This is a genomic window from Streptomyces sp. SID12501 (assembly GCF_010550245.1).
GTDB lineage: Bacteria > Actinomycetota > Actinomycetes > Streptomycetales > Streptomycetaceae > Streptomyces.
In genome coordinates, this window is the sequence record NZ_JAAGLU010000028.1 from 99,477 (window position 1) to 115,584 (window position 16,108).

Consider the following 16,108-nt stretch of genomic DNA (forward strand, 5'->3'; position numbering starts at 1 on the left):
AGGGCCCGTTGGTCGCTGGGGAGCCAACGGGCCCTCTTCCCGTTCATGTCGTGCGTGCGGTCGACAGCTCGGTCTCGGTCGGACCGACGGCCCGCCGGGTGCCGCCGGTGCGAATGCGACACTGACCGGCGGATGGCGTGAACCCGACGTCGTTCGCGGATGTACATGGGCATACACAGCCGTGCACAGCCGGACTCAGTTGGTTACGAGTGACTGCGCGGAAGGCGGACGATGGACGAGGCACAGGCCCGGGACGTACTGGCCACGGCGGGCGTACTGCCCGGCACGGCGTCGGACGCACGGCTCCTCGCCCTGGGCGAGAACGCGGTGTTCGCCGCCGGTGACCTGGTCGTCAAGGTGGGCCGCGACGCCGAACTCCTCGACCGTGCACGGCGGGAACTGGACATCGCGCACTGGCTCGCCGAGGCGGACGTCCCGGCGGTACGCGCGGTCGACCCGAAGGCGCGCCTCGTCGAGGGCCACCCGGTGACGGTGTGGCACCGGCTGCCCGATCCCGTACGCCCCGCCGGCCCCCGGGACCTGGCCGAACTGCTGCGGATCGTGCACGCCCTGCCGCTCCCCCGCTCCTTCGCGTTGCCGCCCCGTGAGCTCCTGGGCGGCGTCGAACGCTGGCTGCGGCTCGCGGGCGACGCGATCGACCCGGCGGACGCGGCGTATCTGCGCGAGCGCCGAGACGGTTTCGCCACGGCCGCCGCCGCGCTCACCCCGTACCTGCCGCCGGGCCCGATCCACGGCGACGCGCTCCCCCGCAACGTCCACATCGGCCCCGGCGGCCCGGTCCTGGTCGACCTGGAGACCTTCTCCGCCGACCTGCGCGAACACGACCTGGTGGTCATGGCTCTGTCCCACGACCGATACGCCCTCCCTGCCGAGTCCTACGACGCGTTCACGGAGGCGTACGGGTGGGACGTGCGGGAGTGGGAGGGGTGCGGGACACTCCGCGGGGCGCGGGAGACGGCGAGCTGTGCGTGGGTTGCCCAGCATGCGCCTGCCAATCCGAAGGCGTTGGCTGAGTTCTCGCGGCGGGTGGGGTCTTTGCGGGAGGGGGATTCGACTGTGCGGTGGTATCCGTTTTGAGCGCCTGTTGAGTTTTGGCTTGCTGTTGGTCTGGCGGCTGCGGGTTGTCTGTGGCTTGTCGCGCAGTTCCCCGCGCCCCTAAGCGAGCTGGTCCTCGGCCTGGATTTTCTGTGCTGCTCGGCGCAGTTCCTCCAGTACCGTTCGTACCGCTCTTCGGGCCGTTCGTTCCGGGCGGTGGAGGGCGTCGATTCGGCGTCTGGCCTGGATGCCGCTGAGGGGCTTGAGGACGAGGGCGGGGTGTGGGCGCGAGGTCCAGCGGGGCATCAGCGCGAGGCCTCCTCCGGCGGCCACCACCTCCGCCGCCACCGCGAACTCGTTGATGCGATGGGCGAGACGGGGCCGGCGGCCCGCCGCGGTGGCGATGGCCTCGATCGTCGCCATGATCGGGAAGCCGTCGTGTACGGCGATCCAGGGCTGGTCGGCCACATCGCCGGGAGTCAGCCGTCGTCTGGCGGCGAGCGGATGGTCGGCGGGCATGGCCACGTCGAGGGGTTCGCGCAGCAGCGGTGTCGCCGTCACCGTGCGCGGCCAGGGCGCGGCGTGATCCAGACGGTGAGCGAGGACGAGGTCGTACTCCCTGGTCAGCGCCGGGAAGTCGTCCTGCGTCACATCCTCGTCGGCCAGCGCGAGCACCGGCCCGTCCGGTCCGGCGAGGGCCCGCAGCAGCAGCGGGAAGAACGCGGCGCCCGCACTGTGGAACGCCGCCACGGACACCTCCCCGTCCGGCCGGTCCAGGAACTCCTCGACGGTGTGCCGGGCCCGCGCCAGCGCCGACTCCACCTCGGTCGCCGCGCCCGCCAGCGCCTGCCCGGCGTCGGTCAGCACCAGACGGCGCCCCTGTCGCTCGGTGAGCGGGACCGGGATGGCGCGCTGGAGCAGCCGCAGTTGCTGGGAGATCGCCGAGGGCGTGACGAGCAGCGCGTCGGCGACCGCGGTGACGCTGCCCAGCTCGCCGAGTTCGCGCAGGATCCGCAGCTGACGTTCGTCCATGGGGCCAGTGTAGGCGGATGATGTAGGGAAACTAAAAGATCGTTTAAGAAGTTGGCTCTGGCCTTCAGGGTTGCTGCCGGTGCACCGTAGTCGCGTGTCCGACTCCCGCCGTACCGACGCGGTACTCCTCCTTGTCGCGCTTGTCTGGGGTTCCAGTTACCTGTCCGCCCAGACGGCCACCTCCGCCCTGCCCGTCCTCGTGGTCCTTTTCGCGCGGTACGCCCTCTCCGCGCTCGCCTGTCTCGGCCTGGTGGCCGCCGGACAGGGGAAGGAACGTGAGCGGGGCGGCGGCTTTCGCCTGTGGACCCGGGAGGAGGTGCGGGCCGGGCTGCCGCTCGGGCTCACGCAGGCCGCCGTCCTCGTCGTGGAGACGTACGGGGTCGCCCACACCACCGCCGCCAACGCGGGGCTGATCATCAGCCTGACCATCGTGCTCACCCCTCTCCTCGACCGCGCCGGACACCCCGGCGGACTGCCCCCGGCCTTCTACGCCGCCGCCGGCGTCTGCGTCCTCGCCGTTGGCCTGCTGATGTCCGGCAACGGTTTTCACGCTCCGCGTCTCGGTGACCTGCTGATGCTGGGCGCGGCGCTGATACGGGCGGTCCACGTCGCCCTGGTCGGCCGCCTGACCACAGGCCGGCCGATCCGTCCCCTTCACCTCACGACACTCCAGACCGTGATCGGCACGGCTCTGTTCCTGCCGGCCGCCGCTCCCGACCTGTCGGCGCTCGTCCGGGCCGACTCCGGGACGTGGACGCAGTTGCTCTATCTCGCCCTGTTCTGCAGCGTGTTCGCGTTCCTCGCCCAGACGTGGGCCGTGCAGCGCACCTCGGCGAGCCGGGCCAGCCTGCTGCTGGGTACGGAGCCGATCTGGGCCGCCGCGATCGGGATCGCCCTGGGCGGCGAGCATCTGACGCCGCTCACGGCGTTGGGCGCGATGCTCATGGTCACGGGCACGTACTGGGGCCAGTCGGTGGAACGCGCCCACCGGGCGACCCAGGCCAGGTTGCTCGCCCCCGCCGCCCCTACCCGTCCCATCCCTGAGGGCTCCGCCCCCAGACCCCCGCTACGGCCCTGAACGGGCCTCGTCCTCAAACGCCGGACAGGCTGAAATGTGCCCCGCCCCGCGCTGAACAGATGCGGTGAACGGGTGGACGGGTGAGCGGGTGGGAAACTCCCCCGTCAAACCACCCCACCCACAACCTCCCGTACAGGCCACGTCCCGTCCACCACCGCGTCAGCCTCCCCCTTGCGCCGCAGAAAGCTCTGGAAATCCGCCGCCCACTCCGCGTACCACTCGATCTGCCGCCGATGCAGCTCCACCGGCCCGAGCGCCGCGACCTTGGGATGCCGCTCGGCTATCGCGCACGCCAGCCGCGCCGCGGCCAGTGCGTCCGCCGACGCGTCGTGAGCCGCGTCCAGCGAGACGCCGTACTCCCTGCACACTGCTTCGAGGTTGCGCTTGCCTCGCCGGTAGCGGTCGACGGAACGGTCGATCGTGTACGGGTCGATCACCGGAGCCGGGTCCAGACCGCCCAGCCGATCCCGCAGGGACGGCAGGCCGTGCCGCCGCAACTCCGCGGAGAGCAGGGTGAGGTCGAAGTTCGCGTTGTACGCGACCACCGGGACGCCCGTCTTCCAGTACGTGGTCAGCACGTCCGCCATCGCGTCCGCGACCTGGTCGGCCGGTCGGCCCTCACTGGTCGCGCGCTCGTTGGTGATGCCGTGCACGGCCACCGCGTCCGCCGGGATCTCCACACCCGGATCGGCGAGCCATTCCCGGTGGCCGAGCGGCTCACCGCCTCTCACCTCGATCACCGCGCCGGTGACGATGCGTGCCTCGCTCGGATCCGTCCCGGTCGTCTCCAGGTCGAAGCCGATCAGCAGCTCATGGTGCCAGCCCATGCCTGGCCCCCCTTCTTGCCTTCTTGGTGGTGCTTTCCCCCAGTGGTCTCCACGATCCCACGAGCCACTGACAATCAGAGGACCGCATTCCGCTTGCGGAGGACGAGCAGGCCGGGCAGGCCGGACAAGTCAGGACACCGGCAAGTCAGGACACTGGGCGTGAATCCGCCCAGGCCACCTCGAACTCCTCGCGATATGTCACGAAAAGGCCGCTCTCTTCCGCCTCGCCCGGCTTGACCAACCGGCTTCCGCCCCGCAGCACCAGCACCGGCGCCTCCATCCCCCGCGTCCGGCGCAGATACGTCTGCACGATCGCGACCCCGTCCGAGCCGTCCCCGTCGACGAGGTAGGCGGTGAAGCGGGGCGTCTCGTCGAAGACCTGGATCTCGAAGGCGCCCGGGTCGCGCAGCTTGGACCGCACCCGGCGCATGTGCAGGATGTTCATCTCCACAGCCCGGCTCAACTCACCCCGTTTGAGGCCGAGTTCCCGCTCGCGCCGCTTCACCGAACTGGACGCGGGGTTCAGGAACAGCAGCCGCACCCGGCAGCCCGACTCCGCCAGCCGCACCAGGCGCCGCCCGGAGAAGTTCTGCACGAGCAGGTTGAGGCCGATTCCGATGGCGTCGAGGCGACGCGCGCCGCCGAAGATGTCCTCGGCCGGGAACTGGCGCATCAGCCGTACGCGGTCGGTGTGTACGGCGACCACGTCCCCGTACCGTTCGCCCACCATGTCCTCGACCGCGTCCACCGGCAGGCGACGGGCGGAGGGCACGTCTCCGCCCGAGCCGAGGGTCTCCAGGAGCTTGCCCGAGGCCCGCTCGGCCTGGCCCAGGACAGCCTCGGACAGGGCCCGGTTGCGGGAGACGACGTTGCGGGTGACCTCCAGCTCGTCCAGGGCGAGTTCGACGTCGCGGCGCTCGTCGATGTACGGCTCGAAGCACGGCCAGTGCTGCACCATCAGCTCGCGCAGCTGCGGGAGGGTCAGGAAGCTGAGGACGTTGTCGTCGGCCGGGTCGAGCAAGTAGCCCTTGCGGCGGCTGACTTCGCGTACGGCGACCGCGCGCTGCACCCACTCCTGGCCGGCCGGTCCGGCGGCGGCGACCACCCACTCGTCGCCGTGGACGGGTTCGTAGATGGGGCGCAGGACGGCGGCCACGACCGCGCGCAGCCGCTGTTCGACCAGGTTCAGCCAGATATAGGCCCGGCCGGCCCGCTGGGCGCGCGTACGCACCTCGTGCCAGGCGTCGGCGTCCCAGTCCAGTTCCGGGCCGATGGAACCCGTCTCCATCGGCCGTGCCAGGGACACCGCGCCGGGCGGGACCTCTGTGGAGTGACCCTCGTGACCCTCGTCACCAGGGGGCAGCTCCAGCCCTCCCGAGCCCACCCGCGCACCGCCTTCCGCTCCCCCGAGCTCTCCCCGTGGCCGAGCCCGGCCGACGATCAAGGAAGGGTACTCCGGGAGCGGTCGGCGGTGCAGCAGGATGGACAGGGTCGTTTCTCAACTACCGCTTTCGACATGCCCGTTCTGGTTGGCCAGCCCGGCGGGAGTGAGCGGATTCATAGCCGTGACATCGCGCGGGGCGATGGAGAAGCCCTGCCAGTGGACGGGCATGGGCTGCTGGTCCTCGTCCCGGGCTATGTGGTGGAAGCCCACGTTCACCCAGACCAACGGGTGGGTGAGGGTCTGGCCGTTGACCCATCCGTCGACGGACTTCTTGGCGCCGGCCCCGCAGTCGCCCAGGTTGTCGCTGGCGAACTGCTCGCACTTGTTGTATTCGGTGAAGTAGACGTCGTGCCGGGTGAAGCTGCGGCCCGGGTACTTGGTGGTGGCGGCGGGGACTATCTCGTACGACCGCGCGTGGCCGTCCTTGTTCTTGCCGGTGGCGCTGACGACACGCCACCAGCGCATGTTCTTGGCGTCGCCAGCGAGTTCCTTCTTGACCTGGGTGCGGGTCGTCTTGTTGGTGGGCCCCTCCTGGCCGGCGACGGGCGGGCTGACCACGGAGTCGTACTGCTCGACCTTCCCCTTGGAGGAGCCGTCGAGGCCGAAGTCGAGCCGCCAGAAGACGTTGTGGCTGTGGCTGGTGGCGTACGCCTTGGCGCCCTTGCCTATGGGCCAGCCGCGGCCGTCACCCGCGTCGTAGTCGTCGGGCGCGAGGCTGCCGGTGGCGCCGACGTTCATGTTGACGGTGCCGTCGTCCTGGAAGCGCCACTCGGTGATGTACTCGTACCAGCCGACCTGGTTGACGGTGTAGACGAGCAGGTCCTTGCCCTGTGTCTGCCAGACCTTGTTGCCGGTGTCGCTCTGCATGCGGTAGGCGTGGCCGCGCGAACGGGTCGTGGTGCACAGGCCCTTGACGTTCTCGTTGTCCGGGTCCCAGGCCTCGGGAACCTTGACGGTCTTGATGGTGCCGCCGGGGCATTCACCGGGCGCCAGGTTCATCAGTCCCTGGCCGAAGCCCGCCTGGGTGAGGTCGCTGTACTCGGCCTTCCCGTCGTCATAGGGGACGTGTATCTGGCCGAGCTTCGCCGAGTTGAGGACCTTGATCGGCTGGGACTCGCCCGGGGGCTGGTACGAGACGTTCTCCAGCACGAGCCCGGCCTCGCTCTCGTAGCGCCAGCACATCCGCCAGGTGGTGCCGGTGGCGAGCTTCTTCTCGATGCGGTACGGCGCACTGCATTCGGCGGGCGGCACGGGACCGGCCTTCGGCTGGGCGGCGGCCGGTCCCGCCGCGGTGGTGAGGCCGGCGGACAGCGCGACCGCGCAGAGGCCTACGAGTCCGACCGTCGCCCGTCCCCGGGTACGGCTGTTTCTGTTGACACGCATGAGGAAGAGACTCCCTGGGAGGAGAGAAGAGGGTGTGGAGAGTGGCGAGAGCCCGAAAGGCGCCCGGGTCAGCCGAGCTTGGCCACCTTGCGGGCGCTCAGGTCGATCACGAGTGAACGGGCGTCGATCCACGCCCCGTTCTTCACCTTCGGGAAGAGCCGCACACAGCGGTGGTCGCCGCAGGCGTCGAGTACGGAGGGCTGGGCGCCCGGAGCCGCCCGATACACCATGCTGCTGACGAGCAGCTGGTCCGGCGAGGTGAGTTCCGCGCCGGTGGCGTCCTTGTAGTCGGCCTTCAGGCCCGCGCCCAGCGGGTCGGCTATCAGGAGCTTCGTCGCCTCGGTCGTCTCGGCACGGCTCAGGGGCGGTTGTACGCCGTGCTGGGTGCCGGTCCGCTCGACCTTGCCGGTGTCGAGGTTGACGGTCCTGGTGACCAGGGTGTCGTCCTTGTAGTCGTAGTACGACACGTCCGCGCGCCGCGGCGCGTTCGCGTTGTCCGCCTCGGCGGCGTCGGGGTCGGCGAGGTCGATGCCGATCCGCTGCGGGCCACGCCCGCCCTCGACGTTCTCGCTGGAGTTCAGGAGCTGCCGGTTCAGGACGATCCGTTCGACCCGCGCCGTCTCAGCGTCGGTCAGCGGATCACGGCCCTCGCCCTTCTCGCCCTCGGCGGGCGCCTGTTCGACGACACCCGGCTGCACCGCGGCCTGCCCCTGCGCGGACTCCCCCGCACCGCCGCCCGTACTCGCCGTGCTCCCTGCGGTCCCGGTGCCCCCCGGCTCGTCGGCCCCCGCCGATCCCGGCAGCGTCACGGCGACCATCAGTGCCGTACCGGCCACCGCGATCCCCGTACCCGCCACCACCTTGCCCAGGTGGCGGCGCACGATCTTGCGCACGTTGTCCCCTTACTCCCCCTCGCAGCCCAGGGAGTACGTGAAGAAGAATTGTTTTGACATACCCGGGTATACGGGCACGCACTGGTCGACCGGTAAGAGGGACGTAAGTCGTAGGTGGTTCCATCACTTTCGGGCAGACTCAAAGGGGAGTCGGCCCCAGCGGCGGACCACAACTGAGAGAGTCGAGCGCATGCAGGTCTGGCCAGGAGAGGCGTACCCACTCGGTGCCACGTATGACGGCGCCGGTACCAATTTCGCGGTCTTCTCGGAGGCCGCCGACCGGGTCGAGCTGTGTCTGCTGCACGACGACGGCTCGGAGACCGCGGTGGAACTGCGGGAGAGCGACGCGTTCGTCCGGCACGCGTATCTGCCCGGGGTGATGCCGGGGCAGCGGTACGGCTTCCGGGCACACGGTCCGTACGCGCCCGAGCACGGCCAGCGGTCCAACTCGGCGAAGCTGCTGCTCGATCCGTACGCGAAGGCGATCAGCGGTTCGGTCACCTGGGGCGAGGAGGTGTACGGCTACCACTTCGAAGAGCCCGAGCGGCGCAACGACCTCGACTCGGCGCCGCACACCATGTCGTCGGTGGTGGTCAACCCGTACTTCGACTGGGGCGACGACCGGCGCCCGCGCACCGAGTACCACCACACGGTGCTCTACGAGGCCCATGTGAAGGGCCTGACGATGCGCCACCCGGCGCTGCCCGAGGAGCTGCGCGGCACCTACGCGGCGCTCGCCCACCCCGCGATCATCGAACACCTGACCAAGCTGGGCGTCACAGCCCTGGAACTGATGCCGGTGCACCAGTTCGTGAACGACCACCGCCTGGTGGACATGGGTCTGAACAACTACTGGGGCTACAACACGATCGGCTTCTTCGCCCCGCACAACGCGTACGCGTCCTGGGGCGACCGCGGCCAGCAGGTGCTGGAGTTCAAGTCGGCGGTGCGGGCGCTGCACGAGGCCGGTATCGAGGTCATCCTGGACGTGGTCTACAACCACACCGCGGAGGGCAACCACCTCGGCCCGACGCTGTCCTTCCGGGGCATCGACAACACGCAGTATTACCGGCTCATGGAGGACCAGCGCTACTACATGGACACCACGGGCACCGGGAACTCGCTGCTCATGCGGTCCCCGCACGTACTCCAAATGATCATGGACTCGCTGCGCTACTGGGTCACCGAGATGCACGTCGACGGCTTCCGCTTCGACCTCGCGGCCACGCTGGCCCGGCAGTTCCACGAGGTGGACCGGCTGTCGTCGTTCTTCGACCTGGTCCAGCAGGACCCGGTGGTGTCCCAGGTCAAGCTGATCGCCGAGCCGTGGGACGTGGGCGAGGGCGGCTACCAGGTGGGCAACTTCCCGCCGCTGTGGACCGAGTGGAACGGCATGTACCGCGACACCGTGCGGGACATGTGGCGGGGTGAGCCGCGCACGCTCGCGGAGTTCGCGTCCCGGCTGACGGGCTCCTCGGATCTCTACCAGGACGACGGCCGCCGTCCGCTGGCCTCGATCAACTTCGTGACGTGCCATGACGGTTTCACTCTCAACGACCTGGTGTCGTACCACGAGAAGCGCAACGCGGCCAACGGCGAGGACAACCGCGACGGCGAGAGCCACAACCGGTCCTGGAACTGCGGCGCGGAGGGCGAGACCGACGACCCGGACGTCCTCGCCCTGCGGGCACGCCAGCTGCGGAACTTCATCGCGACGCTCATGCTGTCCCAGGGCGTGCCGATGATCAGCCACGGCGACGAGTTCGCGCGCACCCAGGGCGGCAACAACAACGCGTACTGCCAGGACAACGAGATCTCCTGGGTCCCCTGGCCGGGCGACGCAGACGGAGACGAATCCGGCTCGGGTTCCGCCGAGCTGCTGGACTTCACGCGCGCGATGGTGTGGCTGCGCAAGGACCACCCGGTCTTCCGCAGACGGCGCTTCTTCCACGGCCGCCCCGTGCAGGGCACCCACGACGACCTGTCGGACATCGCCTGGTTCACTCCGGCGGGCGAGGAGATGGTCCAGCGCGACTGGAACTCCGCGCAGGCGGGCGCGATGAGCGTGTTCCTCAACGGCAACGCCATCTCGGAGCCGGATTCCCGCGGGGAGCGCATCGCCGACGACTCGTTCCTGCTGATGTTCAACGCCTCGCCGAAGACCCTGGAGTTCATGGTGCCGGTCAACCACGGTCGGCAGTGGCAGGTCGTGGTCGACACGGCCCGCCCGGAGGGCGTGGCACCGGGCACGGGCGCGAAGGTTGCGGCGGGCGACCGCCTGACCCTGGTGGACCACAGCCTGACGGTGCTGCAACGCCCGGCCTAGTCCCCCCTACGGCCCTCCACGCGCGCGTGGAGGGCCGTTTTCGACGGCCGTGTGCGGGAGTCGATGACACGAAAGGCGGTGGGGCGGGTACGTAGGTTCCCATGACACCTGAGCGTCCTGACCCGGTCGTGCCCACGGCGACCTATCGGCTGCAACTCCAGCCCGCGTTCCCGTTCGGCGCCGCGGCGGCGGCCGTGCCGTATCTGGCCTCGCTCGGCGTCTCGCACCTGCATCTGTCGCCGTTCCTGGAGTCCGTCCCGGGATCGACGCACGGATACGACGTCGTGGACCACGCGCGCGTGCGCGGTGAACTGGGCGGCGAGGAGGGCCTGCGCGCGCTGGCGCGCACCGCGCGGGAGCACGGTCTCGGCCTGGTCGCGGACATCGTGCCCAACCACATGGCCATGTCCCCGCGTCACAACCGCCCCCTGTGGGAGGTGCTCCGGGAGGGCCCCGGGTCACCGTACGCGCGGTGGTTCGACATCGACTGGGAGGCGCAGGGCGGGCGCCTGCTGCTGCCGGTGCTCGGGCAGCCGCTCGGCGCGGTGTGGGACGAGCTGAAGGTCGAGCGGTGGCAGGACGCGCACCTGGGGTACGACGGCCACGTCCTGCGCTACTACGACCATGTCCTCCCCCTGCGCGAGGGCACCGAGGAGCTGCCGCTGCCACAGCTCGTCGACGCCCAGTGGTACCGCCCGGCGTGGTGGCGGCTGGCGCGCACCGAGCTCAACTACCGGCGTTTCTTCAGCATCTCGGAGCTGATCGGGGTGCGGGTCGAGGACCCCGAGGTGTTCGCGGCGACGCACGGGAAGCTGCTGGAGCTGCTCGCCGACGGGGTGGTGGACGGGCTGCGGGTCGACCATCCGGACGGTCTCGCGGACCCGGGCGGGTATCTGCGCCGGCTGCACGAGGCGAGCGGGGGCCGCTGGACGGTGGTCGAGAAGATCCTGGCCGACGGGGAGCACCTGCCGGCGGGCTGGCCGGTCGCGGGGACCACCGGCTACGACGCCCTGCGGCACCTGGACGGCCTGTTCACGGACCCGGCGGGCGCGGGTGAGCTCCTCGGCCAGTACCGGCGGTTCGCGGCCCCTCAGGCCGACCGGGGCGGGCACTGGGAGGCGACGGTACGGCGGGCCGCGTACAAGGTGGTGACGCACGAGCTGGCCACCGAGGTGGACCGGCTGACCCGCGTGGCGAACCGTCTCTGCGCCGCCTCCGCGGACCCCGCGCTGCGCGACCGTGCCCCCTGGGCCCTGCGTACCGCGCTGCGCGAGCTGCTGGTCCGCATGGAGGTCTACCGCCCCTACACCCCCGGGGACACCGCCTCCGTGGTCACCGAGGAGGCCTCCGCCGAGGCCCGGCAGGCGTTCGTCGTCCCGGAGGAGGGCGGGGCCGTGGACGTCGTACGGAACCTGCTGCTCGGGCGGGCCGACGGCAAGGACGCTGTGGGGGCCGAGCAGGTGGAGTTCCGGGACCGGTTCGCGCAGACGTCGTCGGCGCTGCGGGCCAAGTCCGTGGAGGACACCGCGTTCTACCGCTATGTGCCGCTGCTGTCGGCGACCGAGGTCGGCGGCAGTCCGGGGAGCCCCGCGGTGTCCCCGGAGGACTTCCACGCCTACTGCGCGCGCGTGCAGCGTGACTGGCCGGCCACGGGGACGGTGCTGTCGACGCACGACACGAAGCGCAGCGCCGACGTACGCGCGGCGCTGGCCGTGCTCACCGAGTGCCCGCAGCGCTGGGCCGACGTCCTCGCCGAGGTCACGCGCACCGGTGAGGGCGTGCCCGACGCCCAGCTGGCATGGGCGGCCTGGCAGACGGCCTTCGGCCTGGGCCCGGCGGACGCGGAGCGCCTCCAGGGCGCCCTGCTGAAGCACGTCCGGGAGGCGGGCCTGCACACCGCCTGGACGGAGCAGGAACCGGCGTACGAGGAGGCGGTGGCGGCGTTCGTGGCGGCCGGCCCGTGCGGGGCGCCCGGCGAGCACGTGGCCGCACTGCGGAGCGTCCTGGAGCCGTACATCCGGGCGAACGTCCTGGGCGCGGCCCTGGTCCACCTGACGATGCCGGGCGTACCGGACCTCTACCAGGGCACGGAGAGCGAGTACCGGGCCCTGGTGGACCCGGACAACCGCCGTCCCGTCCCGTTCCCGCCCGAGGCCCCCGGCGAGAAGGACGAGCTGACGGCGACGGCACTGCGGCTGCGCGCGCGGCGCCCGGAGGTGTTCGGCGACACGGCGACCTACACGCCGCTCGTCGCGCAGGGCCCGGGGGCGGCGCACTGTGTGGCGTTCGCGCGTTCCGGGGAGGTGGTCACGGCGGTGACCCGGCTGTCCCTGCGGCTGGCGGACACCGGCGGCTGGCACGACACCCGGTTGCCGCTGCCGCCGGGCCGGTGGGCCGATCTGCTGGCTCCGGAGCGGGAGTTCACCGGGCACGCGCGCGTGGAGGAGCTTTTCGCGCGGCTGCCGGTGGCGCTGCTGGAGCGTGTCGGCGAGGAGTGAAAGCCCGGATGCGTGGGGGCGCGAATACTTCGCCGCGCGCCTGTGCGAGCACTCAAGCGCCCGGCTCGCAGAGGCGCGCACTCCCGGCGCTTGTTCGGGACCACCGGCGCGTGGTGGTGAGTACCATCGCCCCCTTCGCGCCGGGCCGCCGACACGCGTTCACCCCCTCGGAGGGCGGTGTACGGCCGTCCAGCACGGCAGATGTCCCTGCTGACCGTTCCCGTCGGCGGTGAATGCTCCTTGGCGCCCCCTGGAGCCGCCCCACGACCTCCTTGACAGTTCCTGGACGCCATGGGGTACTGCGGATTGCGACGCAGGGTGGACCAGACGGGGGTGAGTCTCCTGCCGGAGCAGCGCTACCCCAGTGTGAACGAAATCGTCTCGTCCGCCCGGGCGCTGGCGGCTCAGCGGCCCCTTCTGTGCGCCTTCAAGCAGGTGGGGTCCTCCCGCGCCGGACGGCCCCTGCACCTGCTGTCCGTGGGCCACGCACGACAAGCCGTGCTCGTCGTCGCGGGCGCCCACGCCAACGAACCCACGGGCGGTTCCACGCTCCTGGCGCTCGCGGAACGGGTTGTGCACGACCGCGAGTTGCGGACGGACACCTCCTGGCACTTCCTGCTGTGCGCGGATCCGGACGGGGCCAGCCTGCACGTCACGCCGGCGCCGCGCAGCCTGCTCGACTACCACCTCGGCTTCTACCGGCCCGCCGGGCCCGAGCAGCCGGAGTGGGCGCCCTCCGTGCTGCCGCCCGACCGGTTGCCGCCGGAGACGCGTGCCCTGACCGGTGTCATCGACGAAGTGCGGCCCTATCTCCAGGTCACCCTGCACGGCACCGACGTGGGCGGCAGCTGGGTGCAGCTGACGAAGGACGTCCCCGGGCTCGCCGAGCCGTTCGCCAAGTCGGCGGCGGAGCTGCGCATCCCGGTGGAGACGGGCGCCTCGGACGCGGCGGGCTGGCCCGCGTCGGGTCCCGGCGTGCACGTGATGCCGGCGCCGGGCTCGGAAGTGGCGTACCCGAGCATGCCGGACGACGCGCGGCACAGCACCTGGTACCACGCCCACCGGTACGGCGGTCTGACGGCGGTCGTCGAGGTCCCGATGTGGGCGAGCGACCTGGTGGACGACCCGGCCCCGCATCCCGCGCCGGCGGCGGCGATACGGCGACTGGCGAGCCGGCTGCTGCGGGACGGCATGGAGGTCGAGCGGGTCCTCGGCGACGCGCTGCCGCGTCTGGCGGGCGCCGAGGGGCCCCTGCTGCGGGCAGCCCAGTGGGCGCTGGAGCTGGTGCCCGGGCTGGCGGCCGACTGGACGCACATGCCGCCCGCCGACACGACGATGGCGTACGTCGGCAGCGTGGACGCGTTCGGCCGCCGGCTGCCGCTGCGGGCCGCCGCGATGCTGCTGCGGGTCCTGCGGGAGACCGACGACCGCGCGGCACCGCGCCTCGAACACCTGGTCGCGGCCTGGAGCGAGGCCTTCATGGACCGCTTCCGGGCCCGCTGGGTGCCCCTGGAGCATCAGGTCGAGCACCAGGCCCGCACGGTGGTGGCCGCCGCGCGGCACGCGCGCGAGGCTGCTCCCCGGCGGTAGGCGGGCGAGACCGTTCGCCTCTCCCGAGCACACCCGATGGGTCCCTACAGGGCGAACACCGCCCCGGTCCTCGCCCCGAGTTCGCATCCGTTGGAGAAAGTCCTGTCGTACTCCCGCGGGCGGCCGTTCCACTCGCCCTCCGCGTGCACGGTGACGGGCGAGTAGAGCATCGGGCAGAGGGTCTTCCTCGGCGGGATGCCGCCGATGTCGCCGTCCACCGCGGCGAGTTCCGCACAGGCCCGGGCCGCCTGCGCGTGCCCCAGGGGCGGGTCGCACAGCACCAGCGTGCCGTGGGTGCCGGCGGCGCCCGACTCGCCCCGGCTGACGGTGACGTACAGCCAGTTGCCCCGGACGTCCTCCTGGGAGACCGCCTGGGCCGGGGTGGAGCCCGCGAGGAGGAGGCCGACGGCCAGCAGGGCACCGCGTACCGCTCGTGCGGCGGGGACGGGCCTGATGATCCGGACGGGCCCGGTCGTGTTGCCGGTACTGATCGTGTGGGTCATTCCCTGTGCATCGGCAACGCGGCCCCCGCACCCCAGCCCGACTCACCCGAACGTGAGCCCGCGCGCGTGCGGCGGCCCGCCAGTTCGAACGCGGCGAGCGCCACCCGCGACTGGTACTCCACCTGACGTGCGACCGGTATCCAGCGCGCCCCGCAGCCGTATCGGTAGTCGGCGCACCACTCGTCGATCAGCCGGTCCAGCTCGCGCAGGACGTCGGCTGCCGCCGGACCCGCGTCGCGCGCCAGCTGGTGCAGCAGCCCCGCCGTACGCAGCACCAGCCGCCGCCCGGCGATGCGCAGCGCTGCCAGGTGGGCGGTCCTGAGCGGTGGCAGCGGGCGCGCGGTGCCGTCGTCCGTGTCGGGGTCCCAGCCGTCGGCGAGACCGGGGCAGACCAGTAGATAGTCGTCCACCGGGGCGAGGAGACGGTCCGCGTCCGCCACGCGCCCGAGGTGGGGCCGCAGCTGTCCGAGGGCCGCCTCCAGATACCGCGTGTCGTGCCGCAGCGTGTGGCTGACGGTGCGCAGCACCGCGTCGGCGTCGGCGGGCGGCGTGTCGTCCTCCACGGCGGCCACGCCCCACATGGGCGCCTCGACGATCGCCGTCACCGTGCCGTGCCGGTGCGGATGGAACCAGGTCGACTCGACGGCGGCCTCCGTGATGGCGGCGGCCAGGTCGCCACGCCTCGGCGGCGGTATCCGGTGCACGGCGGGTCCCAGACTGGGCCAGTACAGGGTGTCGTACGGGCCCAGCTCGCGCGGGATGCCGAGCCGGGCCGCCGTCTCGGCGACGCGCTGCGGGAGGCCCGGCAGGTCGCGGGTGAGTTCCACGAAACCGCCGCCGACATCGACACCGTGCAGCGAGCACTGGAAGAACGGCCGCAGTTCGTCCTGGAGGGCGAGCAGCGCGCGGGTCTCCGGCAGGGCGGCCCCGGCCGCGCCGTCGGGCAGCCACTCGGGCTGTTCCAGGAAGCCGGGCCGGAAGAAGTTCCGGAAGTAGTGGCCGAGGGTGTAGGGACCCGCGAGCCAGCCCTCGTTGCGGCGCGAGCCGTCGGGGTCCAGGCACAGCAGCAGGTTCCAGGTGGCGTCCGCGCGGACGGTCGGTCCCGGGTCGGCGAGGGCCCGTTCGGCCAGCCGGAGTGCTGTCGCGCCGCCCACGGGCTCGTTGGCGTGCGGTCCGGCGACGACCAGAGCCTGACGGCTGCCGTGCCCCACGGAGAGCAACCACAGTGGCGTCCCCGCGCGCGAGGTGCCCACGGTGCGCAGCCGGGCGTCGGCGGGGTGGCGGGCGACGAGTGCGGCGGCCCGGTCGGCCAACTCGTCCACGGACGGGTAGTGGAGGAGCGGCGACAGGACAAACCTCCGCAGCAGGACTGTCGGTTCACTTGGCGTACATGACGTACGCACAGTCAGTCACGACTCGGGGGGTACGTCAACACCGCGGCACGCAAAGTGAATTGCTCCTGGGGAGCAGTCCTACGG

The 16,108-nt window shown here is 71.5% G+C and carries 12 protein-coding genes; 5 read left to right on the plus strand and 7 right to left on the minus strand.

Features of this window, described 5'->3' with window-relative positions:
* Positions 1 to 231: 231 nt before the first annotated feature.
* A complete protein-coding gene (locus tag G3I71_RS30430; protein WP_164319534.1) occupies positions 232 to 1,098 on the plus strand; it encodes a phosphotransferase enzyme family protein in 867 nt (288 codons plus the stop codon).
* Positions 1,099 to 1,176: 78 nt separating this feature from the next.
* Here G3I71_RS30430 and G3I71_RS30435 read toward each other — a convergent pair whose 3' ends face one another.
* Entirely contained in the window at positions 1,177 to 2,088 is a 912-nt protein-coding gene (locus G3I71_RS30435; RefSeq protein ID WP_164319536.1) for a LysR family transcriptional regulator, read from the minus strand.
* Positions 2,089 to 2,182: 94 nt separating this feature from the next.
* Between G3I71_RS30435 and G3I71_RS30440 the strand changes: the two genes are divergently transcribed.
* Entirely contained in the window at positions 2,183 to 3,166 is a 984-nt protein-coding gene (locus G3I71_RS30440; protein WP_343243119.1) for a DMT family transporter, read from the plus strand.
* 104 nt (positions 3,167 to 3,270) lie between these two features.
* Here the strand turns inward: G3I71_RS30440 and G3I71_RS30445 are convergent, their stop codons facing one another.
* The 4 genes from G3I71_RS30445 to G3I71_RS30460 all read right to left on the minus strand — a co-directional run bounded on the left by G3I71_RS30445 (position 3,271) and on the right by G3I71_RS30460 (position 7,713).
* On the minus strand, positions 3,271 to 3,993 hold the full coding sequence (locus G3I71_RS30445; protein WP_164319538.1) for a 3'-5' exonuclease: 723 nt from the start codon (positions 3,991 to 3,993) through the stop codon (positions 3,271 to 3,273).
* Between the two features lie 145 nt (positions 3,994 to 4,138).
* Complete coding sequence (locus tag G3I71_RS30450; RefSeq protein WP_164319540.1) at positions 4,139 to 5,377, minus strand: SAV2148 family HEPN domain-containing protein; 1,239 nt, start codon at positions 5,375 to 5,377, stop codon at positions 4,139 to 4,141.
* A gap of 114 nt (positions 5,378 to 5,491) precedes the next feature.
* Complete coding sequence (locus G3I71_RS30455; protein ID WP_164319542.1) at positions 5,492 to 6,820, minus strand: copper amine oxidase; 1,329 nt, start codon at positions 6,818 to 6,820, stop codon at positions 5,492 to 5,494.
* 68 nt (positions 6,821 to 6,888) lie between these two features.
* Complete coding sequence (locus tag G3I71_RS30460) at positions 6,889 to 7,713, minus strand: Tat pathway signal sequence domain protein (RefSeq protein ID WP_164319544.1); 825 nt, start codon at positions 7,711 to 7,713, stop codon at positions 6,889 to 6,891.
* 190 nt (positions 7,714 to 7,903) lie between these two features.
* Here G3I71_RS30460 and glgX point away from each other — a divergent pair, with 190 nt between their 5' ends.
* The 3 genes from glgX (at position 7,904) to G3I71_RS30475 (ending at position 14,127) form a co-directional block, all read left to right on the plus strand.
* Entirely contained in the window at positions 7,904 to 10,039 is a 2,136-nt protein-coding gene (glgX, locus tag G3I71_RS30465; protein ID WP_164319546.1) for a glycogen debranching protein GlgX, read from the plus strand.
* 101 nt (positions 10,040 to 10,140) lie between these two features.
* The gene (gene treY, locus G3I71_RS30470) at positions 10,141 to 12,537 is read left to right on the plus strand and encodes a malto-oligosyltrehalose synthase (RefSeq protein WP_164319556.1); all 2,397 of its coding nucleotides are present in this window, start codon (positions 10,141 to 10,143) and stop codon (positions 12,535 to 12,537) included.
* A 333-nt stretch (positions 12,538 to 12,870) separates the two neighbouring features.
* Positions 12,871 to 14,127, plus strand: coding sequence for a M14 family zinc carboxypeptidase (locus G3I71_RS30475; protein WP_164319558.1), 1,257 nt, complete (start codon positions 12,871 to 12,873; stop codon positions 14,125 to 14,127).
* A gap of 44 nt (positions 14,128 to 14,171) precedes the next feature.
* On the opposite strand, the gene G3I71_RS30480 is transcribed toward G3I71_RS30475, so the two are convergent.
* Both G3I71_RS30480 and G3I71_RS30485 read right to left on the minus strand, forming a co-directional pair.
* Positions 14,172 to 14,630 (minus strand): SSI family serine proteinase inhibitor, encoded by a 459-nt coding sequence (locus G3I71_RS30480; RefSeq protein WP_164319560.1) that lies wholly within the window; start codon positions 14,628 to 14,630, stop codon positions 14,172 to 14,174.
* Complete coding sequence (locus G3I71_RS30485; protein WP_164319562.1) at positions 14,627 to 15,952, minus strand: M14 family zinc carboxypeptidase; 1,326 nt, start codon at positions 15,950 to 15,952, stop codon at positions 14,627 to 14,629. The genes G3I71_RS30480 and G3I71_RS30485 overlap by 4 nt, the downstream gene beginning before the upstream one ends.
* Positions 15,953 to 16,108: the final 156 nt, after the last annotated feature.